Here is a 24,676-nt window from a genome sequence, read left to right as displayed (position 1 = left end):
CCCGCGCTCCGCGGCCCGCGCACCCGCGCTCCGCGCACCCCGCACCCCGGCACCCCGCACCCCGCGCACCCGCGCTCCGCGCACCCCGCGCACTCGCCCCCCGCGCCCCGCGCTCGCGCACCCGCGCATCCGCGCACCCGCGCCTCCGCGCCTCCGCGCCCCCGCGCAGGCGCCCCCGCGCCCCCGCGCACCCCACCACCCACCCCAGCAACAGCCCTCCGACTACGAACCACTACACGTAGTTCCGGCCGCAGCGGCCTCAGCCCCCGCCGACCTGCCCGGCCGCATCGCCGCCTACCTCACCCTCTGACTGCTCTGTTGTTCGACGACTGACGCGATGTACCGCGTCAGTCGTCGAACAACGCGTCAGTCGTCGAACAACGCGTCAGTCACCCCTCGAGGGCAGGGCGCCCGCATCGTCCACAGCCCACCCACCGAATGGCAAAAGTTGTCCGCCCACCCGGCTAGGGTGTTGTGGTGGGTGTTGATGTGCACGAGTTGCTGGAGGCCGCGGTCTCCGGGGTGAATGGGCAGACCCGACCAGGCCAGGTGGCGATGGTCGAGGCGGTGGACGCAGCCATGCACGACGGCTCGCATCTCCTGATCCAAGCAGGGACAGGCACGGGGAAGTCCCTCGGCTACCTCGTCCCAGCCTTGGTGCACGCCGTAGAGAACCGAAGAGTTGTCGTCTCGACAGCGACTCTGGCGCTCCAGTCCCAGCTCGTCGACCGTGACGTACCGGCTCTGCTCGACGCCACCGAGAAGCTTCTCCCGCGCCGCCCGTCGTACGCGATCCAGAAGGGCCGTAACAACTACGCCTGCCTGCACCGCATCCGCGAAGGCGCCCCGGACGACGACGGCATGCTGGTCGACGTCCCGCCGTCCGGCCCGATCGGCCAGCAGGTGGTCGAGCTGCGCGAGTGGGCCGAGCAGCAACTGCTCGACGACGAGGCAGGCGACCGCGACCACGCGCCCTCCCACCAGTACCAGGCCTGGCAGCAGGTGGCGATCGCCGCCCGCGAGTGCCTCGGCGCACAGAAGTGCCCGTACGGCGAGGAGTGCTTCGCCGAGAAGGCCAAGGAGCAGGCCCGCAAGGCCGACATCGTCATCACCAACCACGCCCTGCTCTCCATCGACGCCTTCGAGAACCGCACGGTCCTGCCCGAGCACGACGTCGTGATCGTCGACGAGGCGCACGAGCTCCCCGCCCGGGTGACCGGCGCGGCCGGTGACGAGCTCTCCCCGCAGATGGTCGAGCGCGCCGCCAAGCGGGCGCGCAGATTCGTCGACGACGATCACGCCGACGACCTGATCGACGCCTCCGACGCCCTGCGTGCCGCGCTCGACGGGTCCCGCGAGGGCCGGATCGAGGCGGGCAACGCGGCCGTGCTGGAGGCGGCGGCGATGGTCCGCGACACCGCCCGCGCGGTGTACTCCGACCTCGGCAAGAAGTCCGACGACAAGGACGACCCCGACGGCGCGAAGCGGCAGTCGAAGGGCGCGGTGAAGGAGATCTTCGACGTCGCCGAACGTGTCGCCGCGCTGAACGACCTGGACGTCGTCTGGCTGATCGACCGCGACCGCTTCGGCAAGGAGCTGCGGATCGCGCCGCTGACCGTCGCCGGCCTGCTCCGCGAGCTGGTGCTGAAGGACCGCACCGCCGTCCTGACGTCCGCGACCCTCACCCTCGGCGGCGACTTCGACGCGATCGCCCGGCAGGTCGGTCTGCGCCCGGCCGACAAGCTGGCCGACGACGACGAGATGCCCGAGCTCGACGACGAGTCGGAGACCGGACCGCTGCCGTGGCGCGGCCTCGACGTCGGCTCCCCGTTCGAGTACGAGAAGCAAGCCATCCTGTACGTCGCCAAGCACCTGCCCCCGCCGCACCGCGACGGGCTCGGCTCGAAGCAGTTCGAGGAGATCGTCGACCTTGTCACCGCCGCCGGCGGCCGGACGCTCGGCCTGTTCTCGTCCCGCCGGGCCGCCGAAGCGGCGACGGCCGCGGTCCGCGAAGCCACCGACCTGAAGATCCTCTGCCAGGGCGACGCCCACCTCAACGAGCTCTCGCGCGAGTTCATCGAGGATCCCGAGACCTCCCTGTTCGGCACCTTGTCGCTGTGGCAGGGCCTCGACGTCCCCGGTTCCACCTGCACGCTGGTGATCATCGACAGGATCCCGTTCCCGCGCCCGGACGAGCCGCTGATGGCCGCCCGCCAGCGCGCCGTGGACGAGGCCGGAGGCAACGGTTTCATGTCCGTCGCCGCCACCCACGCCGCCCTGTTGCTTGCCCAGGGCACCGGTCGCCTGATCCGCCGGACCAGCGACCGCGGCATCGTCGCCGTCCTGGACCCCCGCATCGTCACTGCTCGGTACGGGTCTTTCCTGCGCGCCTCCTTGCCTCCGATGTGGCCGACGGCCGATCGTGAGAAGGTGCTCGGCGCGCTGAAACGACTCCAGGACGGGTGATGAGCCCCGCGTCCGGTCCGCCCGTGCTGCCGATGATGGCGGCGTTGGGCAAGCTGCCGTCCGGACCCGGCTGGGCGTACGAGCTGAAGTGGGACGGCATCCGCGTGATCGCGGAGGTGGACGCCGACGGTTGCCGGCTCTGGTCGCGGAACAGCCGTGACGTGTCCGGCGGCTATCCCGAACTGCTCGGCCTGGCCACGGCGCCGGGGCTGCAGCTGCCCGCCGTACTGGACGGCGAGATCGTCACCCTGGACGAGAACGGTGCGCCGTCGTTCGGGTTGCTGCAGCGGCGGATGCACGTGCGCGACGTACGGCAGCTGAGGCAGCTGATCCTCGAGGTGCCGGTCTCGGTGCGGGTCTTCGACGTGCTCCGCTTCGACGGCAAATCGTTGCTTGAGGCAACGTATGACGACCGCCGGGCGCTGCTGGAGTCGCTCGACGTCGACGACCCGTTCTGGGAGGTGCCACCGGCGTACGACGACGGCGAAGCCGCGCTCGACCTGTCGGCTGCGAACGGGCTGGAAGGCGTGGTGGCGAAGCGCCGCAAGTCGCGGTACCTGTCGGGCAAGCGCAGCTCGGACTGGATCAAGGTGAAGCCGGTCCAGACCCGCGACGTCGTGCTCTGCGGCTGGCACCCGGGGGAGGGGAACCGGGAAGGCCGGATCGGCTCCCTGTACTGCGGCGCGTACGACGACAGCGGCCGGCTGGTGCTGATCGGCAAGGTCGGCTCCGGCCTCGACTTCGCGATGCTCGACCTGCTCGGCGCGGAACTGGCCGGCTTGGAGATCGACCGGCCGCCCTTCGACGCCTCCACCATTCCCGCCGGCGACCGCCGGGCCGCGCACTGGCTCGACCCGCTGCTGGTCGCCGAGGTCACCTACTCCGGCTGGGCCGCCGACGGCCGCCTGCGTCACCCTGTCTGGCGAGGTCTCCGCCTGGACATCGATCCTGACACCGTCACTCGCTAGAGCCGGCGCCCGAGATCCCCTGCGACACTGAGGCATTCCCTGTCGAAGGGAATCGATTCCACCGAGTCATCGATCCCCGTCGAGCAAACGCCTGATCAGTCCCCGGACTCGCGCTGCCGGCTGGGCGCCGGCAGCGCGAGAGCCGCCTCGACCTTGTCGGCCAGCTTCTCCGGCGTCGCGGTCGGCGCGTAGCGCGCGATCACGGTCCCGTCCCGCCCGATCAGGAACTTGGTGAAGTTCCACTTGATCCGCCCGCCGAGCAGTCCACCGGCCTCGCGCTTGAGCCAGTTGTACAGCGGCAGGGTCTTGGACCCGTTCACGTCGATCTTGGCGAACATCGGGAACGTGACGTGGTAGATCGTCGAGCAGAAGTTCGCGATCTCGTTCTCGTCGCCGGGCTCCTGGTGGCCGAACTGGTCGCAGGGGAAGCCCAGCACCGAAAAGCCTTGTTTCCGGTAACTCTTGTGGAGCTTCTGCAGACCCGTGTACTGCGGGGTCTGGCTGCACTGCGACGCCGTGTTCACCACCAGGAGCACCTGGTCGCGGAAGTCGGCAAGAGACTGTTCATTGCCTTCGATCCGGGTGGCGCTGAAGTCATAGACAGTCGTCATAGCTCAATGCTGACACGACACGCCGGACTTCGCTCGCCGTCTGAGATGTCAGACACGCCGCAGAACTGTTACGACCTTTCCGAGGATCACCGCGTCCTTGCCGTCGATCGGCTCGAAGGCCGGGTTGTGCGGGAGCAGCAGGATCTCGGTCGCGGTCTTCTTGAACGTCTTCACGGTCGCCTCGCCGTCGATCATCGCGGCGACGATGTCACCGTTCTCCGCGGTCTGCTCCTGGCGCACGACCACCCAGTCGCCGTCGCAGATGGCGGCCTCGATCATCGACTCACCCTTGACCTTCAGCATGAACAAGGTGCCTTCGCCAACCATTGCCTTGGGCAACGGGAAGACCTCCTCGACGGCCTGCTCGGCGAGGATCGGGTTACCGGCGGCGATCTGGCCGACCACCGGGACGTAGACCGCGGCCGGGTGCACGTCGCCGGCACCGGTCTCGTCGTACGACGTCTGCCGGACCGAGCCGACCGAACCGCGACGCGCCACCTCGGCGACCTCGTTCGGATAGCGGACCTCGATCGCGCGCGGCCGGTTCGGGTCGCGGCGCAGCAGGCCCTTCTGCTCGAGCACCTTGAGCTGGTGGGAGACCGAGGAGGAGCTGGTCAGGCCGACCTTCTCGCCGATCTCGCGCATCGAGGGCGGGTACCCCCGGCTGTCGACGGAGTCACGGATCACGTCCAGCACCCGGCGCTGCCGCGGGGTCAGGCCGGTCGCGTCGGCCGGGCCGTCCGGCAGCTCGGACACGGTCGGCTCGGTGCCAGTGCCCTTGCGCGAACCGCTGCCCTTGCTGGAACCGCTCGTCCTGGCCATCGGTGGTAACTCCTCAGGTCGGGGCCGGCGCCGAGGTGTCACCCGGCTCGGCCTTACGTGGTCGACTGAGCACGACGTTAGACCGAATCCTGAGATTGTTCAAACATCTGTTCGAAGGCGTGTCGGTTCGCACGTTTGTTCGTGTGTCGGGTTATAGAGCGGGAATTTCCTCGGCGTGTCCTGGTTGGAACAGTTGCGGAACCGGCGGCCGGCGGTTAATCATTCGTACAGACGTTCGATCGAACAGGTGTTCGGGCGGCGTCGGAAAAGTGGCACCGGCGAAAACTGTCGGAGCCGCCCGGTAGACAGAGATCGACAGCGCAGCACGAGGTCTGGACGAGGGTCTGGAGGATCCGATGAGCACAACGGCACTGGTGACATCTGGTACGCCGGAAGTCGGCGCCCCTCCCGTCGTGCCCGTCGCACCGCGCCGCCACCGCATCTCCGGTACGACGACCGACCGGCTGACCGTGCGTGCCTGCGCCGGCCCCGATCTCGAGCCCCGCCCGCAGCTCCGCGTGCACCGCCCGGCCGGCCGGCAGCAGCAGGTCGCCGAGATCGAGCCGTCGGCCCTGCAGCTCACCCGCCGGGGCCGCGCGGTCCTGACCACCCTGTCGGTCCTGATCTTCGGCGCCGCCATCGCCGTACTGGGCCTGCGGGTCGCCGGAGCGCTCGACCCGGAACCCCAGTTCACCAGGACCGTCCAGGTCCAGGTCGGCGCCGGTGACACCCTCTGGTCGATCGCCCAGACGACGAACCCGTCAGACAATCCCGCCGCCGTCGTCGAGCAGATCGCCGACCTCAACAACCTCCGCACCGTCACCGACGTGGTCCCCGGCCAGACCCTGGACGTCCCCGTCCGCTAGCCCAGTGGGCGCTGCCCGGCGCTGAAGACGAGCTGGTAGAACCACGCACGGAACCCCGGATCCAGCAGCAGTTCCCGGTAGCGCGCCAACTCGGCCGGCGTCGCTCCGAACTGCAGCAGCAGGGGTTCCGCCTGCTGATTGAGATTGCGGTGCAGCAGGCAGCCGACACCGCCTCCGGTGGTCGTCTGGGAGTACTCCATCCCATGGACGTTCATGAGGCCCGCCGCGTCCATTCGTCCCTGCACCGAGTGCGCCCAGCCGAGGTCGATACCGCGGGCCGCACCGAGCCGGTCGTGGGACAGGTGCATCATCCGTTCCCACAACGCCCGGTCCTCGTCCGACGGCGCCGAGACCACGGTCAGCGGCCGGCCGCTGAACTCGCCCAGCACCAGCCACCCACCGGGGGCGAGCGCGTCGACCAGCATCTCGAAGACCTGCTCCCGCTGCGGCAGGTGGACGAGGAGCAGTCGCGCGTGGATCAGGTCGAAGGGGCCATCCACCGGCAGACCGGTCGTCACGTCGTGGCGGTGCACCTCGATTCCTGGTCCGTCGGTCAGCTGGTCGGTCGCGATGTCGACCGCGACGACCTGGCCCGTCGGTCCGGTCCTGTCCGCGAGCCAGTGGCTGATCGACCCGCCACCGGCGCCCAGGTCGAGGCACCGCTGACCGGGCCGGACGCCGACGGCCTCGAGAAAGCGTGTGGTGGGTTCGTCCAGCACCCTTTGCAGGCAGTCCATGTGGCCGATGCCGAGGTCAGAACCGGTGTCGAAGATGTATTCCTTGTCCATCCCGCCAGCCTCGGCGATCACCGCGCCCGCGGTCATCGGTAATCACCCGGATCTTCGCAACGACCAGGCCATCAGCTGGTAGCGGTTGGTCAGGCCGAGTTTGTGCCGGATGTGTTCGAGGTGCGACTCCACCGTTCGTCGCGAGATGCACAACGCGTCCGCGATCTCGTCGTTGGTCCGGCCCTGGCCGGTCAGCTCCGCGACCTCGCGTTCGCGGTCGGTGAGCGGGCGGTCGGCCGGAGTGGGAAGGGCGAGCGACTCCGCCATCAGCCGTTCGGACGGCAGGGCCGCGCCTTCGGCCATCAAGCGCTCCGCCGTCCGAGCTCCCACTTCGTTCCGCGTACGGTCCACGGCGGCGCGACAGTGCTCCGTCATCGGGGCAGGCATCCGGCCACCTCGTCGGCTGAATCTCTCGGCGGCGCCTGCGAGCCGCAGCGCGCTCAGCACCCGGCCTTCGGCTGCGGCGAGGGAGGTGGCCGCCCACAGCCACTCCGGGTCCTCGACCAATCCGTCGGCCCGCTGGAGATCGCCGACCACCGACGTCAGCTGCCGGCGATGCTCCGCGACGTCCCCGGTGACCGCGGCGGCGAACGCCGTACCGAGTCTGGCCGTGACACCGAGAGCCACGGCCCCGGTCGACTGGCTGGCGATCAGCGCCCGCCGGTAGCAGCCTCGGCCACCCTGCCAGTCGCCGTCCTCGTACTTCGCCAGGCCCAGCACCGTGAGCGCCCAGCCTTTGCCGCGCTCGTCGTCGTGCGCGCCGTACAGCGCGATGCTCTGGGCGCAGAGCTCCTCCGCCCGAGCGGTGTTGCCCGTCGTGCTCTCGACCAGGGCGAGGTTGCGCAGCCCGCGGGCGGCGTCCAGCTCGTCGCCGTACCGGCGGGCCAGGGCCAGGCTCTCCTGGTACGCCGTACGAGCGGCCTGGTAGTCCCGCTGGCGCCAGGCGAGCCGACCGACCCGCGCCAGTGCGGCCGAGCGCAGCCGCGGATCGCAGGCGCCGCGGTCAAGCAGCTCCTCCAGGCGCTGTCGGGCGCCGTTGATCCGCCCGCGTTGCTCCCAGAAGTACGCCAGGACCGTACTCAGCTGGAGCCCCAGGTCGCCGGCCTGCGAGCGCGACCAGTTCGCCGCGGCCAGCAGGTTGCCCGCTTCACGCTGCAGCTCGATCAGCCCGGCCGGGCGGTTCGCACCACGAAGCCCGGCGTCACACCGCCGGGCCACGGCGAGGAAGTGCTCGGCGTGGCGCTGCCGGACGAGGTCCACCTCGCCGCGCGCTGCGAGCGTCGTCTCGCCGTACCGGCGGAGGGGCTCGAGCAAGCGGTAGCGGGTGGAGCCGTCGGCGCGCGGCTCGGCGAGGACGAGCGAGTGATCGACCAGCAGGGTGAGGCAACCGAGCAACTCCGGGCCCAGCTGGGCGACGGCCTCGGCAGCCGGCAGGTCGAAGCCGCCGACGAAGACCGAGAGCCGGTCGAAGAGGAGTCGCGCGTCGGGAGGCAGCAGGCAACGGCTCCACTCCGCCGTCGCCGCCATCGTCCGCTGCCGGTCGCACGAACCGGTGCCCTTCGACATCGGCAGCAGTGCGTCCAGCCGGTCGAGGATCTCCGGCGGCGACAGGACGCGGTTCCAGGCGGCCACCAGCTCGATGGCCAACGGGATTCCGTCCAGCCGGCGGCAGATCTCTCGGACGTGCTCGCTGTCGTCAGCAGCACCGAGCCCACCGGCGACCAGCCCGGCACGGTCGGCGAAGAGATCCAGCGCCGGCGCTTCGTCCAGGCCGGGCAGCCTGAACAGCTGCTCGCCGGGAACCCCCAACGGCACCCGGCTCGTGGCGAGGAACCGTACGGACGGGCAGCTCCGGAGAATGCGGGTGACGAGCTTGGCCGTCGCGTCCACGACGTGCTCGCAGTTGTCGAGGACGACCAGCGCCGTGGTGTCCGACAAGGCCGTCATCAAGGCTTCGGTCGTCGGCTCCCCGGGCTGCTCGCGAACGCCGAGCGCCGACGCCGTCGCTCCCGCGACGGCACGACCGTCCGATACCAGCGCGAGCTCAACCAGCCAGACGCGTTCCGCGCCGCGAGTCGCCCACTCCACAGCCAGCCGCGTCTTCCCACCACCCGGCGGACCCGCGACCGTCACCAACCGGGTGCCGGTCAGCAGAGCACCCAGGTGGGCCAACTCGTCCTCGCGGCCGAAGAACCGGGTCAGGCAGCCGGACGGGTGCTCAGGCGGGACCACCGGCAGCACCCCCAGGCAGCTGACGTCGCTGAAACTCGCCTTTGGAGCGTAACCGCGGTCAGGTCCACCGAGTCAGCTGACGGTCGACAGCCACAGGTCGGCGTACCGGCGTCCGTCGACCGCGGTGGCGACCTTGACGACCGCGGGGGAGGAGCCGTGCGGGTCCGAGCTGAGGTCGTCGGTCCAGCCGCGGGTGTCGACGATCGTGCGGCCGCGGGACCAGCTCCCGGACAGCTCGACCCGGAGCGGGAACTCCTGCGTGGTCAGCCCGTCCGGGTCGATCACCGCGCAGACCGCGCCGCCGTCGCCGATGCTCGCGGCGTCGGCCCGGTACAGCTCGCTGCGCCGCTCGATCAGCCGGCGCGCCAGGTCCGCCGACGGCGAACCGCCGAGCGCGCCGGCTTCCGCGAGCGTGATCGGCACGTTGTAGAACACGTCGAGCCCGTACATCGTCACCGGCACCCCGAGCTCGCCGGACGCCGCGAGCACGACCGCGGCCGCCTCCGGGTCGGTCCAGATGTTGAACTCCGCCGACGCGGTCGCGTTGCCGATCCCCGCCGCGCCACCCATGAAGACGATCTCCCGCAGACCTCGCGCGGCCTGCGGGTAGGTCCGCAGCAGCAGCGCGATGTTGGTCATCGGCGCGAGCGGGATCAGCGTGATCAGCTCGCCCGACGCGGCCGCCTCCAGCAGTACGTCGCGCAGCAACTCCACGGCGTGCCGCGGATCCGGCGTCCGCGTGGACTTCGGCCAGTCCAGGTCACCGAGGCCGTCCTTGCCGTGCACGTGCGGAGCCGCGCGGACCGGCTGCAGCAGGGGAAGTGCCGCACCCCGAGCAACCGGTACGTCGGCCCGCCCGGCCGCGTCTAGCACGGTGAGCGTGTTGACCACGACCTCTTCCAGGCCGACGTTGCCGCCGACGCAGGTGACCGCTTTGAGGTCGAGCTCCGGGTGGCAGGCGGCGAGCAGGAGGGCGCAGGCGTCGTCGAGCCCCGTGTCGACGTCGAGAATGACCGGCTTCATGCCGCCATCCTGGCCCATCGGCGGATCCATCGCCCGTTGGTGGGCAATTCATCACGGGCTCTGGTCACGTTCGCGTAAGTTTCCTACGGTCGGTGCCCATGAAGCTCACTCCACGCCGCCCTCGTGCAGTGCTGGCCGCCCTGGCCGCAACCGCCACTGTCACGGCCGTCCTGACCACGCCGTACGCCGTCGCCGAACCCACCGTGACGCAAGTAGCAGCTCCCCAACCGACCGTCGCCGAGACCTTCGACGGCACCGCCCTCCCCACCGGCTGGAACGTCGTCGACGGCACCTGGAAGGTCCAGAACGGCCGCCTGACCGGTACGTCGACGTCCGCAAGCCAGCTGAGCCGGATCACCTTCGGTACGCCGCTGACCGACTTCCGGATCGAGAGCCACCTCCGCTTCGAGTCCGCCGTGGACGCGGCTCGCTGGGTCGCGCTCGGCCTCGACCTCGCACCGGCCGGCGCGGTCCCGTGGTCGATCGCGACGCTGCGCAACGGCTCGACCGCCGCCAACGGCCTCGAGTTCGCCCAGCGCACGCCGTCGAACACGTGGAACGTGACCGACACCGCCGCCGCGCCGACCGCGGTCGGCGTGGGCCGGCAGGTCGCCGTCGCGGTCGAGGTCCGCGGCGCGCGGGCGACCTGGTACGTCGAGGGCCGCGAGGCCCTGCGGACCACGATGGTCAACCGCAGCGCTACCGGCGTACAGGCTCTGCTCGTCAATGGCGCGACCGTGTCCTTCGACGACCTGAAGGTGACGCCGCTCGCGAAGGAGTCGTTCGTCCGCAAGCCCGGCGACCCGCTCCGGGTGTTCGCGCACCGCGGCGGATCGAGTGCCGCGCCCGAGAACACGGCCGCCTCCGACGAGGTCGCTCGCCGGGGCCGCGCGGAGTGGATCGAGAACGACGTCCAGCCGACCAAGGACGGCGTACCGATCATCCTGCACGACGACACCGTCGACCGGACGACCGACGGCACCGGCGCTGTTCGCGGCATGACCGCCGCGCAGGTCGCCGGTCTCGACGCCGGTTCGTGGTTCGCCCCGGCCTTCACCGGTCAGCGGGTGCCGACGCTCGGGCAGCAGCTCGACGGGCTGAAGACCCGCGGCGGCAACCTGCTGCTGGAGGTGAAGGGCGCGCACACGCGCGACTCGGTCGCCCGGATCGTCACCGAGATCCGCGACCGGTCGATGAGCAGCCGGGTCTTCGTCCAGAGCTTCGAGCCGCAGCACCTGCGCTGGATGCACGAACTGGCGCCGGAGCTCCCGCTCGGTCTGCTCCGCAGCACGCTCGACCCCGACCCGGTCGCGATCGCCAAGGATCTGAACCTGTCGGCGTACAACCCCTCGGACGCGGCGTTCCAGACCCGCCCGGGCATCGTCGCCGAGCTGCACGAGCAAGGCGTCGCGGTGAACGTGTGGACGGTCGACGACGCGACCCGCTGGAACTCGCTGGAGAAGGCCGGCGTCGACGGCATCATCACGAACCGCCCGGCCGAGCTGAACGGCTGGAACTCCGCGTTCTTGCAGCGCTCGAAGCCCGCGGTGCTCAGCCCGGTCGCGGGGCAGAAGGTCGACCGCGCCCAGCAGCTCCGGATCGCGGTGACGTCGTCCGAGCCGGCCGGCATCACGCTCGACGGCAAGCCGGTCGAGAATGGTACGGCGGTCGACACGGCCGCACTGACCGCCGGCGAGCACGTGCTCAAGGCGCAGATCGGTCAGCAGGTCACCGAGTCCCGCTTCACGGTCGTCGCCACGCCGATCGGTCTGGCCAACCTCGTCCTCACCTCCGGCGCGCCGAAGTCGGCCGTGTCGACGATGCTCACGCTGGTCGGCCAGCGCCAGTACGGCGTACTGGCGCTGTACGCCGGTACGCCCGCCGCCAACCTCCCGGCCGCCCGTCGTACCCAGATCGTCGCTGAGGCCCGAGCTCTCAGCTGACGTCCGCCTGGCCGGAACCCGCCACTCTTCCGAGGCCCTTCGGAGGCCGCATTTTGCGCCTCCGGAGGGCCTCTGCTACGGCGCCACGCGGGAGTACACAGGGCCGCGCGAGTGTTGGAACAAAGAGACGCGCGCGAGATCGGAGCGTTCTTGCAAACTGTCGGATCAGCGACGTAACATCCCTAGATGTAGTGGTTACACGGGTGTAATTTTCCACAGGTAGTGGTTGGTTACCCACAAGTCGTACACAGGTTGTCCCCAGGTGCATCCACAGCGTCGCCGTTCGGCGCCCCACGGGAGGAGTGATTCGTCGTGCACTGTCCGTACTGCCGGCACAGCGATTCCCGGGTCGTCGACAGCCGGGTCGCCGAGGACGGCGGAGCGATCCGCCGCCGGCGCCAGTGCCCGGTCTGCGAGAAGCGGTTCACCACCGTCGAGCAGATGCAGCTGACGGTCGTGAAGCGCTCCGGCGCGACCGAGCCGTTCAGCCGCGAGAAGGTCGTCCGCGGCGTGAGCAAGGCCTGCAAAGGCCGGCCCGTGGACGCCGACGCGCTGTCGCGGCTGGGGCAGAAGGTCGAGGACGCGCTGAAGGGCGGCGGCTCGCCGGAGGTGCCGGCCCACGAGGTCGGGCTGGCGATCCTCGGACCGCTGCGCGAGCTCGACGAGGTGGCCTACCTGCGGTTCGCGAGCGTCTACCGGCAGTTCGAGTCGGCCGACGACTTCGAGACCGAGATCGCGCTGCTGCGGGCCGAGAAGGACCCGGAGGGCACCGAGCCCGCGCCGCAGCGCGTGGCTCCACAGACGTAACGGGGATTGCAGCACCAAGTACGTGGCATCACCAGCAGTACCGCCGTACAGGCACCAGGAAGTACCAACGGGGCGGTCCCGACAGACCGCAGACACAGGGCGAGGAGCAACCATGACAGAGACGGTGACCGGCCACTCGGGGTCGACCAAGAGGTCGGCGGCCGGGTTCCGTGGGCGCAAGAGCGCGCCGGCGGGACTCACCATCGAGCGCATCTTCACCACCGAAGGCGTCCACCCGTACGACGACGTGACGTGGGAGCGTCGCGACGTCGTGCAGCAGAACTGGAAGACCGGTGAGACGGTCTTCGAGCAGCGCGGGGTCGAGTTCCCCGACTACTGGAGCGTCAACGCCTCCACGATCGTCACCACCAAGTACTTCCGCGGCGCGGTCGGTCACGACAACCGCGAGTGGAGCCTCAAGCAGCTGCTCGACCGGGTCGTGAAGACCTACCGCAAGTCCGGTGAGGAAGAGGGCTACTTCGCCACTCCCGCCGACGCGGAGATCTTCGAGCACGAGCTCACCTGGATGCTGCTGCACCAGTACTTCAGCTTCAACTCGCCGGTCTGGTTCAACGTCGGCACCTCGTCCCCGCAGCAGGTGTCGGCCTGCTTCATCCTCGCCGTCGACGACTCGATGGACTCGATCCTCAACTGGTACAAGGAGGAGGGCCTGATCTTCAAGGGCGGCTCCGGTGCCGGCCTGAACCTGTCCCGCATCCGGTCGTCCAAGGAGCTGCTGCAGTCCAGCGGCGGTACGGCGTCCGGCCCGGTCTCCTTCATGCGCGGCGCGGACGCGTCCGCGGGCACGATCAAGTCCGGTGGCGCCACCCGCCGCGCGGCGAAGATGGTCGTGCTCGACGTCGACCACCCCGACATCGAGGAGTTCGTCGAGACCAAGATGCGCGAGGAGGACAAGATCCGCGTCCTGCGCGACGCCGGGTACGACATGGACCTCGGCGGTCGCGACATCACCTCGGTGCAGTACCAGAACGCGAACAACTCCGTCCGGGTCACCGACGAGTTCATGCGCGCGGTCGAGGAGAAGGGCGAGTTCGGCCTGCGGGCCCGGATCGACAACTCGATCATCGAGACCGTCGACGCCCGCGAGCTGTTCGACAAGATCAGCCACGCCGCCTGGGCCTGCGCCGACCCGGGCATCCAGTACGACGACACGATCAACGACTGGCACACCACGCCGGAGACGGGCCGGATCACCGCGTCCAACCCCTGCTCGGAGTACATGCACCTGGACAACTCCTCCTGCAACCTGGCGTCGCTGAACCTGCTCAAGTTCCTCAACGACGACGACATGTTCGACTCCGAGAAGTTCGTCAAGTCCGTCGAGCTGATCATCACCGCGATGGACATCTCGATCTGCTTCGCCGACTTCCCGACCGAGGCGATCGGCGACACCACCCGCGCCTACCGCCAGCTCGGCATCGGCTACGCCAACCTCGGCGCCCTGCTGATGGCGACCGGACACGCCTACGACTCCGACGGCGGCCGCGCGCTGGCCGGCGCCATCACCTCGCTGATGACCGGTACGTCGTACAAGCGCTCCGCGGAGCTGGCCGGCATCGTCGGCGCGTACGACGGTTTCGAGCGCAACAAGGACGCGCACACCCGGGTGATGCGCAAGCACGCCGCGGCCAACGACGCGATCCGTACCGTCGGCGACATCGACAAGGACGTCCAGAAGCACGCCACGCTGGCGTGGGAGGGCGTACTGAAGACCGGCGCCAAGAACGGCTGGCGCAACGCGCAGGCCTCGGTGCTCGCGCCGACCGGCACGATCGGCTTCATGATGGACTGCGACACGACCGGTATCGAGCCGGACTTCTCGCTGGTCAAGTTCAAGAAGCTGGTCGGCGGCGGCTCGATGCAGATCGTCAACCAGACCGTCCCGCGGGCGCTGCGCCAGTACGGGTACACCGAGGAGACGATCGAGGCGATCGTCGAGTACATCTCCGAGCACGGCCACGTGGTGGACGCGCCGGGCCTGAAGACCGAGCACTACGAGATCTTCGACACCGCGATGGGCGAGCGGGCGATCAAGCCGATGGGCCACGTGCGGATGATGGCGGCCGCGCAGCCGTTCCTGTCCGGTGCCATCTCCAAGACCGTCAACCTGCCGGAGACCGCGACGGTCGAGGAGATCGCCGACGTCTACTTCCAGGGCTGGAAGCTCGGCCTGAAGGCGCTCGCGGTCTACCGCGACAACTGCAAGGTCGGTCAGCCGCTGTCGGACTCCAAGGCCAAGAAGGCTGAGGCGTCCACCGAGGCGGCCGCGGAGAAGGTCGTCGAGAAGATCGTCGAGTACCGGCCGACCCGCAAGCGCCTGCCGAAGTCGCGCCCGTCGCGCACCACGTCGTTCAGCGTCGGCGGCGCCGAGGGCTACATGACCGCGGGCTCGTACCCCGACGACGGCCTCGGCGAGGTCTTCCTCAAGATGGGCAAGCAGGGCTCGACCCTGGCCGGCGTGATGGACGCCTTCTCGATCGCGATCTCGATCGCGCTGCAGCACGGGGTGCCGCTGGAGACCTACGTCCAGAAGTTCACCAACCTGAAGTTCGAGCCGGCCGGTCTGACCGACGACCCGGACGTGCGGATGGCGCAGTCGATCATGGACTACATCTTCCGCCGCCTGGCCCTGGACCACCTGTCCTTCGATGACCGCGCCGCGCTCGGCATCTACTCCGCCGACGAGCGCTCCCGCCAGCTCGACACCGGCTCGTACGAGGCGACCCCGGTCGAGGTGTCGGAGCCGGAGTCCCTGAAGGCCGTCGAGCCGGCCCCGGAGAAGCCGGTCGCGGTCGACGACGCCTCGATCGACGCCGCGGCCGCCAAGCCGGTCAGCTCCGAGGTCCGCACCACCGCCGAGATGTTCGAGCTCATCACCGGTACCTCGGTCGACGCGCCGCTCTGCTTCACCTGCGGCACGAAGATGCGCCCGAGCGGCTCCTGCTACGTCTGCGAAGGCTGCGGCAGCACCTCCGGCTGCAGCTAGCAGTCCCCGGCCGTCAAACGGCCGACCTGAGTGAAAGCACCACGGCCCCCGGGAACTTCCCACTTCCCCGGGGGCCGCAGTGCGTTCTGGTTCGCGCCAGACCGATCGGGTACCTGGGTGCCGTGACGGACGAGCCGATCGACCAGTTCGTGCGGGTCCGGGGCGCACGAGAACACAATCTCCGCACGGTGGACGTCGACCTCCCACGGGACGCGATCGTCGCGTTCACCGGCGTCTCCGGCTCCGGCAAGTCATCGCTTGCCTTCGGCACCTTGTACGCCGAGGCGCAGCGCCGGTACTTCGAGTCGGTCGCGCCGTACGCACGCCGCCTGCTCCAGCAGGTGGGGGCGCCGCACGTCCAGGAGATCACCGGACTTCCCCCGGCCGTCGCCCTCCAGCAGCGCCGCGGCGCGCCGAGCTCGCGATCCAGCGTGGGCACCATCACCACGCTCTCGAACCTGCTCCGGATGCTGTACTCCCGCGCCGGCACCTATCCGCCCGGCGCGGCTCGCCTCGACGCGGAAGCGTTCTCACCGAACACCGCGGCCGGCGCGTGCCCGAACTGTCACGGCCTGGGCGTCGTCCACGACGTCACCGAGGAACTGCTCGTCCCCGACACGTCACTGAGCATCCGCGACGGGGCGATCGCCGCGTGGCCGGGCGCCTGGCAGGGCGCGAACCTTCGCAGCGTCGTGAGCGGTCTGGGCATCGACATCGACCGGCCGTGGCGCAAGCTGCGGAAGAAGGACCGGGACTGGTTGCTCTACACCGAGGAGCAGCCGTCGGTTCTGGTCACGCCGGAGCGGGACCGCATCGACTACGGCTACCACGGCACGTTCTGGAGTGCGCGCAAACACATCATGCACGTCCTGGCCGACTCCAAGAGTCAGCAGATGCGCGACCGTGCGTTGCGCTTCGTCCGGAGCGTGCCGTGCCCGCAGTGCCACGGCAGCGGGCTGCGGCCGGAAGCGCTGGCCGTGACCGTTGCCGGCCGGTCGATCTCCGAGCTGAACGCGCTTCCGCTCGACGAGCTGGTCACGCTGCTCCGGCCGATCGCGGAACTGGCCGAGGCTGACGCCACGACCTCCACCGCGACGTCGGGCGAGACGACCGAGGCCGCCGTACGGATCTGCGCCGATCTCGTCGCCCGCGTCGGAGTGCTGCTCGACCTCGGACTCGGGTACCTCAGCCTCGCTCGCCGTTCGACCACTCTCTCGCCCGGCGAGGCGCAGCGTCTGAGGATCGCGTCGCAACTCCGGTCGGGGCTCTTCGGGGTCGTTTACGTCCTCGACGAGCCGTCCGCGGGCCTGCATCCGGCCGACGCCGAACCGCTGCTGGACGTGCTGGACCGGTTGAAGGCGGCCGGGAACTCGCTCTTCGTCGTCGAGCACGACCTGGACGTCGTACGGCGTGCGGACTGGGTGGTCGACATCGGACCTGGTGCGGGGGAGGGCGGCGGCAGGGTCCTCTACTCCGGTCCCGTGGCCGGGCTCGAGGCCGTGGAGGAGTCGATCACCAGCCGGTACCTGTTCGGGCGCGCTGAGCCGCTCGACCACCGTCCCCGGACACCGCAGGGCTGGCTTCACCTGCACGGCGTCACGCGACACAACCTGCGCGACGTCTCGGTCGAGATTCCACTCTGCGTTCTCACCGCGGTGACGGGGGTGTCGGGTTCGGGCAAGTCAACGTTGGTGACCCAGGTGCTCGCAGAGGTCGTCCGTCGGCATCTCGGCCAGACGCCGGACGATCCGGACGAACCGGATGACGCTGCCGCTGAGCTCGAGGTCGACGACGTCTCCGGTCTCGAGGCGTTCGACCGGTTGGTGCTGGTGGACCAGCGTCCGATCGGCCGGACGCCGCGATCCAACCTCGCGACGTACACGGGCTTGTTCGACGCCGTACGCAAGCTGTACGCCGGGACGGACACAGCGAAGGCGAGGGGCTACTCGGCGGGCCGGTTCTCCTTCAACGTGGCCGAGGGCCGGTGCGAGACCTGCCAGGGCGAGGGATTCGTCGCGGTCGAGCTGCTGTTCCTGCCGGGGACCTATGCGCCCTGCCCGACCTGCCACGGCGCCCGGTACAACGCCGAAACGCTGGAGGTGACGTACCGCGGCAAGAACATCGCGGACGTGCTGGCGATGCCGGTCGACACGGCGGCGAAGTTCCTCGCCGACGTCTCCTCGGCGTCCCGCAGTCTCGAGACGCTGCGCGACGTCGGACTCGGCTACCTGCGACTGGGGCAGCCGGCGACCGAGCTCAGCGGTGGCGAAGCCCAACGGATCAAGCTCGCCACCGAGTTGCAGCGAGCCCGCCGCGGCCATGCCCTCTACCTCCTCGACGAACCCACCGCAGGACTCCACCCCGCCGACATCGCCCTTCTGCTCCGCCAGCTCCACAGACTGGTCGACGCCTCCAACACCGTCGTCCTGGTCGAGCACGACCTGGACACCATCGCGGCCGCCGACTGGGTGATCGACCTGGGTCCAGGCGGCGGCATCGCCGGCGGACAGGTCGTGGCGACCGGCACTCCGGTCGAACTCGCCAGCTCGAAGACCAGCGCCACCGCTCCGTACTTGGCCCGCCGACTGAAAGCCGTCCTGAACCCCGGCTCGTGAGCGTTCCGGCTCTTCGTGGTCACACCAGCCGTCAGTGACCGCTGCGATCCGAGTCCGCAGGCGTCGACCCCGTACCGTCCATCGCCGACAGCGTGGCCAACTGCTCCTCGCTGAGCTCGAAGTCGAACACATCCAGGTTCTGCGCCAGTCGCTCCCGGTTCGCCGACTTCGGGATCGGTACGACGTCGAGCTGGATCTCCCAGCGTAGGACGACCTGGCCCGGTGTCTTCCCGTGGTCCTTGGCGATCTGTACGACGTCCGGCCGGTCGAGCAGGTCGCTGCCCTTGCCGAGCGGGCTCCACGCTTCGGTGACGATGCCGTGCTGGGCGTGGAAGTCGCGGTTGTCCTGCTTGGTCCAGATCGGGCTCAGCTGGATCTGGTTGACCTCGGGAGCCTCGCCGGTCTCGTCGATCAGGCGCTGCAGGTGGGCCGGCTTGAAGTTCGACGTACCGATGGCGCGCACCAGACCGGCCTCGCGCAGCTCGATCAGCCCGCGCCAGGCGTCGACGTACTGGTCCTGGTCCGGGTTCGGCCAGTGGATGAGCAGGAGGTCGAGGTAGTCCAGCCCGAGCTTCTCCGCGCTCGCCTCGAACGCCGTCCGCGCACCCTCGACGCTGTGCCAGCTTTTGTTGAACTTCGACGTCACGAACAGCTCCTCGCGCGGAGCCCCCTTCAGCGCACGCCCGACGCCGACCTCGTTGCGGTAGTTCTCGGCGGTGTCGATCAGGCGGTAGCCGAGCTCGAGCGCCGTCGCCACAGCGCGCTCGGCATCGTCGTCGTTCATCGGCGACGTCCCGAGTCCGATCCGCGGCAACACGGTTCCGTGACTCAAGGTGACGGTCGGGGCAGCACTCATCGGACTTCTCCTCGGCTGGTCGGGTCTCGGCCCACGGTATCCGCCGACCCCGCGGCCAAACTGTCGGGATCCTGGGTGATGATGATTCCGGGCCATCGAGGCGGGCCCCGGGATGTGAGGGGGTTGGGGATGAAGAACCGACTGATCACGCTGGTGGACCTCGGTCTGGACAGCTCCTTCGACGCGTCGATGACGTTCGTCCAGGGCGTCGTCGGCAACGTCAACGCCGGCTGGAACGAACCGGTGATCGACGTGAACTTCGTTCGCACCCGGGATCACGAGACGGCGTTCTCCGCGCTCACCACCCCGTCGACCGTGCTGCACGTGATGGCGCACGGGGACCACAGCGAGGAACCGTCGTTCCTGTCCACCGACGGGCAGACCCAGGTCTCGCTGAGCGCCTTGGCCGACTGGTTCCTGGACCGGCAGTGGGGGATCTCCAGCGGCGTGGTGATCGCCGACGGCTGCAAGACCGGCATCGGCAAGTGGCAGCGCGCGATCCGCGACTGCCTGCAGGACGACATCACCTACATCGGCACCAGCACGGTCGTCGGCTGGTACGAGGCGACGGTGTTCTGCTCGGCCTTCTACGGCGCCCTGATCCGCAACCGCGGTCTCGGCAAGAGCCCCGCCGAGCAGGGCTGGGACGCCGCGAACCGCGCGATCAGCGCGTACGAAACCCTCACCGACGCCCGCTGCCCGTACAAGCCCGTGGTCCTCACGCCGTCCCGCCGAGCCCTCCGCTCCCTGACCGGCTGACCGTCCTTTTCTCACGGAGTGACTGAGGTCCGTTCTCACGGAGTGAGAGCGACACGCGGACCGGTCGCTACCGTCCGTCGACCATGTGAGACTTTCTGTGCCTCTGACCGACCGCCCAGGACCTAACAGCGGGGACTCCTCCAGCCGGGTACGCCGGCCGGTACTTGCGTTGAAGGACTCCCTGATGAAGCTCGACAAGAACACCCTCCTGCTCTCTGCCGCGGTGGTTGCTTTCCTGTACCTCCTGGCCCTGGTCCTAGGCCTGCCGGGCTGGGTTGCCGTCATGGTTTCCGTGGTCCTCCTCGCTGTCGTCGCCGTGCTCTACAACGAGCCCGACGTCAAGCCGGCCCCGATCACTGTCACGGCCCCGGTGACCCACGCGCCGCCGAGCGTGCACAGCGTGGATCACGACCCCGTCTTCTCCCTCCCGCCGACCCGCACGATCGCCGACGTACGCCTCCCGTCCGCTTCTCCCGACTTCCAGTTCAGCTTCTCCGCGGTCGTCCACTGGTCGACCGTTCTGTCCGGCTCCCGCCACGCCGACCTCAGCAGCGTCGCCGTCGACGCCCTGCTCAACCGCGCCAAGGCCCTCACCGCCGGCCAGCAACCCACCGAGGAATCCCTCAACCAGCACCGCCTGGCCGCCCTCCTCGGCGAACCCGACCTCGACGACCGAGGCCAGGTCCGCACCTGGGCCACGGAGGTCCGTCTCCGCCTCCCGGACGCCGACAGCAAGCACCTCCAGGTCCTCGCCGCCCTCCACCGCCGCGAGCAACGGACCCTGCTCGAACGCCGGATGGAACGCGACGAGCGTGCCTACCTCCGCGACGAGGTCCTCGCCAGCCCCGGCTCCGCTGCCGTGTGGTGGCTCGTCAACAACCCCGGCGAAGTCGAGAAGGCCGTCGAGCTTCTGGAAACCCTGGCCCAGCTCTCCTCCGTCGCGAACACCGACGAGCTCCCACCCCAGCGCCCCAAGCCCCACCTCACCGCCGCCGACAAGACCATCGCCGAGCTCGCCACCGCCCTCAACCACCACCCCGAGGAAGACCACCCCGCCAACTACCGCGAACAATTCTTCGCCGAAAAACCACCCCCCTCAGATCAGCCCTGATCGGACGACCGCAGCCACGTTCGGTGACGGACTGTGGTTGACGGCTTCGCACGCGATCGGGTCGACGGTGACGAGTGGGCTGGTCAATCTGTTGAGGGTTAAGGCGCGGTACGGCCGGCACAGGGCGCAGGGGAGCGGCCGGCCGCACCGCGGTCAGAGGGGGCGATCGGGTCACGGGTCGAGCCAGTGGATGGTGGTGGCGCCGTTGTGGCCGTGGATGGTGAGGAGGGCTGGGATGCCGTCCTGCCAGACCGTGGTGGTGGGGTAGGGGCCGCCCCAGCGGAGGGTGACGGTGTTGTCGGACCACTCGACGCCTTCGGCGACTATGCCGGTGCCGCTGACTCCGGAGACGTCGATGTGGCGGACCAGGTGGAAGCGGCGTGGGGGTTGTCTGGTGGCGTGGTCGAGGCGGCGGCGGATCGTGGGTGCGCTGTTCATGGATTCAGTGAACGCCGTGGCGGGCGGCCGCACCATGAACTGAACCGGTATCCACAGGGCATTTTCCGCGCACTCGACGGGCGGCGAAAACTCGTACCTTTCTTGCAGAGAGTGACCGAGCGAGAAGGAGTGGGCGATGGCAGTCATCGAGAAGTGGACCGGCCGGCACGCGCATGCCCTGCGGGAGGCGCTGCGGCTGACCAACGAGTCGTTCGCCGGGCGGATCGGCGTCGCGCCGCGGACGATCACGAAGTGGAAGGAGCGCCCGGGGATGGTGCCGAGTCCCCATTTGCAGGAGGCACTCGACGCCGAGCTGGCGCGGGCACCGGTCGACGCACTGACCCGCTTCACGGCGAACCTGGGCGAGCCCGACCAACGGGTCGCTCTGGACCAGGCCTCGATCGGTCAGCTCAACGCCGCGGTGACGGACCTGGCGCGGTTGCTGTCGCGGATCGAGCTGAGCGCGTCGCAACAGCCTTCGGCACACTGAGGGGACGTGGAGCAGGGCAGCGACACGGCGTACAGAACAAGGGATGCGGACCGAGAGGGGCTGGGGATGCGGCGAAGGCCGGTGGACTCGTCGAGCGTGCTGTCGATCGGTTGGGAGGACGGGACGCTCGAGGTGGAGTTCGTGAACGGTGACGTGTACCAGTACTTCGAGGTCTCGGAGTTCACGCACGCCGCACTGGTGCGCGCCGACAGCGTCGGGCGATTCATCAACACCCGGATCAAGCCGCACCACGACTTCAAGGAGGTCTGAGGACGGCCGCGAAACAGGTCGGCGGACTGGGGTTTTCGCTGTGTCACCGGCGGGCACCAGAGGGTCGTTCCACGGGGGTGCGCTCAGCCAGGAGGTGGACATGCCCACTCGTAGAGCCTCTACGACTGGTTCTCGCGTCATCACGATTGTTGTTGTGGTCTGGCTGTTGATCGGTCTCGCGGCCGCGGCGCAGCGAAACTACTTCGGAGGTTCCGATGCCACCTGCGCGAAGGTGGGGACCACGCTGGTCACCATCGTCGCCGGACCGCTGAACTACATCGGTGCCAACCCGAAGATCGACTGCGAAGCCCCGCAGCCGTCCAAGTAACCGAGCACAGCCACACGTTGCAAAGCTCGTCCCGGCCACGGGTGCTCAAGCACCCGTGGCCGGTGCTCGCCCAGCAACGTCGCCGGCTCACATGGGTGAGTCCAGATGCGGCTTGACGAGTGTTCCGGCATCGGCCGGGAAGTCGTTCTGCCATGGAGTCGCAGACGGGGTCGAGGCGGCTGAGCTGTTACACGCTTAGGCTCCGGAGGAGTCGAGAGTGGGGAAGCAGCCGTGGGTGTTGAGGACGACGTACTGCGTGAGCAGATCGCTGCGGACCTGGAGCGATTCGCCGTGCCAGGAGTTGGCTGGGCGGTCATGAGCGGCGGCGGGATCGTCGGGACGGGATCTGCCGGCCTCGTTGATGCCACGGGCGAGACCGAGGTGTCGTCGGGCACGTTGTTCCAGGCCTGCTCGATCAGTAAGCCGGTGGCCGTGTTCGCGATGCTCCGGCTGGTCGATCGAGGTCTGCTCGAGCTGGACGAGGACATCAATCGCAAGCTGACGTCGTGGCAGGTTCCACCGACAGGAAGCTGGCAGCCGGTCGTGACACTGCGCCAGCTGGCGAGCCACAGCGCCGGCCTCACCGTGCACGGCTTTCCGGGCTACCCGTACGGCGAATTGCTGCCGACCACCGTCGAGATCCTTGACGGGGTCCGCCCGACCAACACCTTCGGGGTGCGGGTCGACACCGTGCCGGGAGCGCAGTTCCGGTACTCCGGTGGCGGGACGGTCGTGATGCAGCGATTGCTGGAAGATGTGACCGGTACGCCGTTCCGCGAGCTGGTGCGGGACCTCGTGCTCGAGCCGCTCGGCATGGCCGACAGTGACTACGCGCAGCCTTTGCCCGAGGAGCTTCACGGGCGGGCGGCGACTGCGCATGACGAGCAGGGGCAGGCGATCCCAGGGCGCTGGCACAGCTATCCGGAGCTGGCCGCGGCGGGCTTGTGGACGACGCCGAGCGATCTCTGCAGGTTCGCGCTCGGCGTGCAGGCGGCGTACGCCGGTGTTGATGGCGCCCTGCTCTCGCCGGAGCTCGGGCGGGAGATGCTGACGCCACAGGTCCGAGCAAGTGATCGGCTCGGGGGACTGAATCACGTGGGGCTGGGGGCCTTCCTCGGCGACGGTGGCGTTCGGTTCGGGCACAGCGGTGGGAACGAGGGGTTCAAGTGCCACCTGCTGGCGGATCGCGAGTCCGGGTTCGGCGCAGCGGTGATGACGAACGGCGACAACGGCATGTGGGTGGTGCAGCGGGCGTTCGCGGCGCTGGCGTCGGCGTACGGGTGGAGCGGGTACGACGAACCGCTCGACGAGAGGCACGTGGCCGGCGAGGACGTGATTGACGGGCTGGTGGGGCAGTACCGGCTGCGCGAGGGGTTCGGGTTCGCCATCGACAGGTTGGCCGGCGGGGTGGAAGTGACTTTCGACGGTCAGGGGCCGATGGCGTTCGTGTCGGTCGACGACAGCACGTTCGCCAGCTCGATGGTGAGCGCGCGCTTGCGGCTGCGCGGAGACGAGCTGGTGTTCGAGCAGAACGGGGATCAGATCGTGTGTCCTCGGGTCGACTGAGCGCGGGGCGCCGGGACTTCTCAGGAGAGCTGGGGGAGACCGGGTGAGGTGCCGGGAATAGGTGGGGTGGGGGACCGGTTACACCTGATGCCGCCTGGTACATGACCCCCGGGCCTCACACTCAGCCGCTTCGAGCGGCCACTCGCCGAGAGGCGTCTGCTGGGCGGTGCGGTACTCGATGGGTGGGTGACGAGCGATCGTCGCCCACCCATCACCCGTCTTGGGAAACTCACTTGAACGGGTAGGGCACTATGGAGAGTGGACCTGGCGGTGACGCGATGGCCGGCCTCGCGGAGACGCGAGTGACAGGTGGGACCAGAGGGACGACTACAGCATCAGGTCGGTGTGGTCGAGGAGTGCTCAGCACAGGTCATGACATGGCCCTGGACCTCGATTTGCATCTTCACCGTGAATGTCAGTAATGTTCTTCTTGTCGGAGCGAGTGCGGGACGCGAAAGCGGCCGGTCGCTTCGACAAACTCCCTGAAAGTCCTAGCAGCTGAAACACGCGTCAGCGGGTTTCGGTCGCTGAGACACGCAAGGGGACTGGGACGGAAGAGGCCGATTTGACCGGCCGCAGACGAAACAGTAAAGTAACGCAGGTTGCCCCGGAGTCCTGGCTGAAAGGTCACGGACGCGGTGTGCGCCCGATTCTTGAGAACTCAACAGCGTGCCGAAAGTCAATGCCGAAATATGCATTAACCCCGTACA

The 24,676-nt window shown here is 69.1% G+C and carries 20 protein-coding genes; 13 read left to right on the top strand and 7 right to left on the bottom strand.

What is annotated here, in order from left to right; translation table 11 throughout:
* Positions 1-555: 555 nt before the first annotated feature.
* Positions 556-2,466 carry an ATP-dependent DNA helicase gene (locus ACLQ2O_RS34200; RefSeq protein ID WP_425840977.1) on the top strand — a complete coding sequence of 637 codons (1,911 nt, stop codon included), beginning with the start codon at positions 556-558 and terminating at the stop codon, positions 2,464-2,466.
* Positions 2,466-3,434 carry a non-homologous end-joining DNA ligase gene (ligD, locus tag ACLQ2O_RS34195; RefSeq protein WP_425840228.1) on the top strand — a complete coding sequence of 323 codons (969 nt, stop codon included), beginning with the start codon at positions 2,466-2,468 and terminating at the stop codon, positions 3,432-3,434. Before ACLQ2O_RS34200 ends, ligD begins: the two co-directional genes overlap by 1 nt.
* A gap of 95 nt (positions 3,435-3,529) precedes the next feature.
* On the opposite strand, the gene ACLQ2O_RS34190 is transcribed toward ligD, so the two are convergent.
* Both ACLQ2O_RS34190 and lexA read right to left on the bottom strand, forming a co-directional pair.
* Entirely contained in the window at positions 3,530-4,045 is a 516-nt protein-coding gene (locus ACLQ2O_RS34190; protein ID WP_425840225.1) for a glutathione peroxidase, read from the bottom strand.
* A 48-nt stretch (positions 4,046-4,093) separates the two neighbouring features.
* Positions 4,094-4,867, bottom strand: a complete 774-nt coding sequence (gene lexA / locus ACLQ2O_RS34185; protein ID WP_425840222.1) for a transcriptional repressor LexA — start codon at positions 4,865-4,867, stop codon at positions 4,094-4,096.
* 356 nt (positions 4,868-5,223) lie between these two features.
* On the opposite strand from lexA, the gene ACLQ2O_RS34180 reads away from it, so the two are divergent.
* Positions 5,224-5,733, top strand: coding sequence for a LysM peptidoglycan-binding domain-containing protein (locus ACLQ2O_RS34180; RefSeq protein WP_425840219.1), 510 nt, complete (start codon positions 5,224-5,226; stop codon positions 5,731-5,733).
* Here ACLQ2O_RS34180 and ACLQ2O_RS34175 read toward each other — a convergent pair.
* The 3 genes from ACLQ2O_RS34175 to ACLQ2O_RS34165 form a co-directional block, all read right to left on the bottom strand.
* The gene (locus tag ACLQ2O_RS34175; protein ID WP_425840216.1) at positions 5,730-6,557 is read right to left on the bottom strand and encodes a class I SAM-dependent methyltransferase; all 828 of its coding nucleotides are present in this window, start codon (positions 6,555-6,557) and stop codon (positions 5,730-5,732) included. The two genes, ACLQ2O_RS34180 and ACLQ2O_RS34175, sit on opposite strands and share 4 nt — an antisense overlap.
* 6 nt (positions 6,558-6,563) lie before the next feature.
* Positions 6,564-8,753 carry an ATP-binding protein gene (locus tag ACLQ2O_RS34170; RefSeq protein WP_425840213.1) on the bottom strand — a complete coding sequence of 730 codons (2,190 nt, stop codon included), beginning with the start codon at positions 8,751-8,753 and terminating at the stop codon, positions 6,564-6,566.
* 72 nt (positions 8,754-8,825) lie between these two features.
* A complete protein-coding gene (locus ACLQ2O_RS34165; protein ID WP_425840210.1) occupies positions 8,826-9,776 on the bottom strand; it encodes a nucleoside hydrolase in 951 nt (316 codons plus the stop codon).
* A gap of 98 nt (positions 9,777-9,874) precedes the next feature.
* Between ACLQ2O_RS34165 and ACLQ2O_RS34160 the strand changes: the two genes are divergently transcribed.
* The 4 genes from ACLQ2O_RS34160 (at position 9,875) to uvrA (ending at position 18,148) form a co-directional block, all read left to right on the top strand.
* Complete coding sequence (locus ACLQ2O_RS34160; protein WP_425840207.1) at positions 9,875-11,719, top strand: glycerophosphodiester phosphodiesterase; 1,845 nt, start codon at positions 9,875-9,877, stop codon at positions 11,717-11,719.
* A 312-nt stretch (positions 11,720-12,031) separates the two neighbouring features.
* A complete protein-coding gene (gene nrdR, locus ACLQ2O_RS34155) occupies positions 12,032-12,526 on the top strand; it encodes a transcriptional regulator NrdR (protein WP_425840205.1) in 495 nt (164 codons plus the stop codon).
* Between the two features lie 112 nt (positions 12,527-12,638).
* On the top strand, positions 12,639-15,533 hold the full coding sequence (locus ACLQ2O_RS34150) for a vitamin B12-dependent ribonucleotide reductase (RefSeq protein WP_425840203.1): 2,895 nt from the start codon (positions 12,639-12,641) through the stop codon (positions 15,531-15,533).
* Between the two features lie 122 nt (positions 15,534-15,655).
* Positions 15,656-18,148 carry an excinuclease ABC subunit UvrA gene (gene uvrA, locus ACLQ2O_RS34145; protein ID WP_425840201.1) on the top strand — a complete coding sequence of 831 codons (2,493 nt, stop codon included), beginning with the start codon at positions 15,656-15,658 and terminating at the stop codon, positions 18,146-18,148.
* Between the two features lie 31 nt (positions 18,149-18,179).
* On the opposite strand, the gene ACLQ2O_RS34140 is transcribed toward uvrA, so the two are convergent.
* Positions 18,180-19,004: an aldo/keto reductase gene (locus ACLQ2O_RS34140; protein ID WP_425840198.1), complete on the bottom strand. Its 825-nt coding sequence runs from the start codon at positions 19,002-19,004 to the stop codon at positions 18,180-18,182.
* A 129-nt stretch (positions 19,005-19,133) separates the two neighbouring features.
* On the opposite strand from ACLQ2O_RS34140, the gene ACLQ2O_RS34135 reads away from it, so the two are divergent.
* Positions 19,134-19,763 carry a hypothetical protein gene (locus ACLQ2O_RS34135; RefSeq protein WP_344183851.1) on the top strand — a complete coding sequence of 210 codons (630 nt, stop codon included), beginning with the start codon at positions 19,134-19,136 and terminating at the stop codon, positions 19,761-19,763.
* 184 nt (positions 19,764-19,947) lie between these two features.
* Entirely contained in the window at positions 19,948-20,874 is a 927-nt protein-coding gene (locus tag ACLQ2O_RS34130; protein ID WP_425840195.1) for a hypothetical protein, read from the top strand.
* A gap of 171 nt (positions 20,875-21,045) precedes the next feature.
* On the opposite strand, the gene ACLQ2O_RS34125 is transcribed toward ACLQ2O_RS34130, so the two are convergent.
* Positions 21,046-21,312, bottom strand: coding sequence for a hypothetical protein (locus ACLQ2O_RS34125; RefSeq protein WP_425840192.1), 267 nt, complete (start codon positions 21,310-21,312; stop codon positions 21,046-21,048).
* A gap of 136 nt (positions 21,313-21,448) precedes the next feature.
* Here ACLQ2O_RS34125 and ACLQ2O_RS34120 point away from each other — a divergent pair, with 136 nt between their 5' ends.
* From ACLQ2O_RS34120 to ACLQ2O_RS34105, 4 genes are all read left to right on the top strand, one after another.
* Positions 21,449-21,802: a helix-turn-helix domain-containing protein gene (locus tag ACLQ2O_RS34120; protein ID WP_425840189.1), complete on the top strand. Its 354-nt coding sequence runs from the start codon at positions 21,449-21,451 to the stop codon at positions 21,800-21,802.
* Positions 21,803-21,868: 66 nt separating this feature from the next.
* A complete protein-coding gene (locus ACLQ2O_RS34115) occupies positions 21,869-22,072 on the top strand; it encodes a KTSC domain-containing protein (RefSeq protein WP_425840187.1) in 204 nt (67 codons plus the stop codon).
* A 100-nt stretch (positions 22,073-22,172) separates the two neighbouring features.
* On the top strand, positions 22,173-22,400 hold the full coding sequence (locus ACLQ2O_RS34110; RefSeq protein WP_425840185.1) for a hypothetical protein: 228 nt from the start codon (positions 22,173-22,175) through the stop codon (positions 22,398-22,400).
* A gap of 231 nt (positions 22,401-22,631) precedes the next feature.
* The gene (locus ACLQ2O_RS34105) at positions 22,632-23,966 is read left to right on the top strand and encodes a serine hydrolase domain-containing protein (RefSeq protein WP_425840182.1); all 1,335 of its coding nucleotides are present in this window, start codon (positions 22,632-22,634) and stop codon (positions 23,964-23,966) included.
* Positions 23,967-24,676: the final 710 nt, after the last annotated feature.

This window comes from Kribbella sp. DT2 (assembly GCF_049844575.1).
In the GTDB taxonomy this organism is placed as follows: domain Bacteria; phylum Actinomycetota; class Actinomycetes; order Propionibacteriales; family Kribbellaceae; genus Kribbella.
Note: the sequence above shows the minus strand (reverse complement) of the source record. Positions and strands in the feature narration are given on the sequence as shown.

Coding starts and splice junctions, on each gene's coding strand:
- ACLQ2O_RS34200 (WP_425840977.1), top strand. CDS start 556: ATGGTCGAGGCGGTGGACGCAGCCATGCACGACGGCTCGCATCTCCTG.
- ligD (WP_425840228.1), top strand. CDS start 2,466: ATGAGCCCCGCGTCCGGTCCGCCCGTGCTGCCGATGATGGCGGCGTTG.
- ACLQ2O_RS34190 (WP_425840225.1), bottom strand. CDS start 4,045: ATGACGACTGTCTATGACTTCAGCGCCACCCGGATCGAAGGCAATGAA.
- lexA (WP_425840222.1), bottom strand. CDS start 4,867: ATGGCCAGGACGAGCGGTTCCAGCAAGGGCAGCGGTTCGCGCAAGGGC.
- ACLQ2O_RS34180 (WP_425840219.1), top strand. CDS start 5,224: ATGAGCACAACGGCACTGGTGACATCTGGTACGCCGGAAGTCGGCGCC.
- ACLQ2O_RS34175 (WP_425840216.1), bottom strand. CDS start 6,557: ATGACCGCGGGCGCGGTGATCGCCGAGGCTGGCGGGATGGACAAGGAA.
- ACLQ2O_RS34165 (WP_425840210.1), bottom strand. CDS start 9,776: ATGAAGCCGGTCATTCTCGACGTCGACACGGGGCTCGACGACGCCTGC.
- ACLQ2O_RS34160 (WP_425840207.1), top strand. CDS start 9,875: ATGAAGCTCACTCCACGCCGCCCTCGTGCAGTGCTGGCCGCCCTGGCC.
- ACLQ2O_RS34150 (WP_425840203.1), top strand. CDS start 12,639: ATGACAGAGACGGTGACCGGCCACTCGGGGTCGACCAAGAGGTCGGCG.
- ACLQ2O_RS34140 (WP_425840198.1), bottom strand. CDS start 19,004: ATGAGTGCTGCCCCGACCGTCACCTTGAGTCACGGAACCGTGTTGCCG.
- ACLQ2O_RS34135 (WP_344183851.1), top strand. CDS start 19,134: ATGAAGAACCGACTGATCACGCTGGTGGACCTCGGTCTGGACAGCTCC.
- ACLQ2O_RS34130 (WP_425840195.1), top strand. CDS start 19,948: ATGAAGCTCGACAAGAACACCCTCCTGCTCTCTGCCGCGGTGGTTGCT.
- ACLQ2O_RS34125 (WP_425840192.1), bottom strand. CDS start 21,312: ATGAACAGCGCACCCACGATCCGCCGCCGCCTCGACCACGCCACCAGA.
- ACLQ2O_RS34120 (WP_425840189.1), top strand. CDS start 21,449: ATGGCAGTCATCGAGAAGTGGACCGGCCGGCACGCGCATGCCCTGCGG.
- ACLQ2O_RS34115 (WP_425840187.1), top strand. CDS start 21,869: ATGCGGCGAAGGCCGGTGGACTCGTCGAGCGTGCTGTCGATCGGTTGG.
- ACLQ2O_RS34110 (WP_425840185.1), top strand. CDS start 22,173: ATGCCCACTCGTAGAGCCTCTACGACTGGTTCTCGCGTCATCACGATT.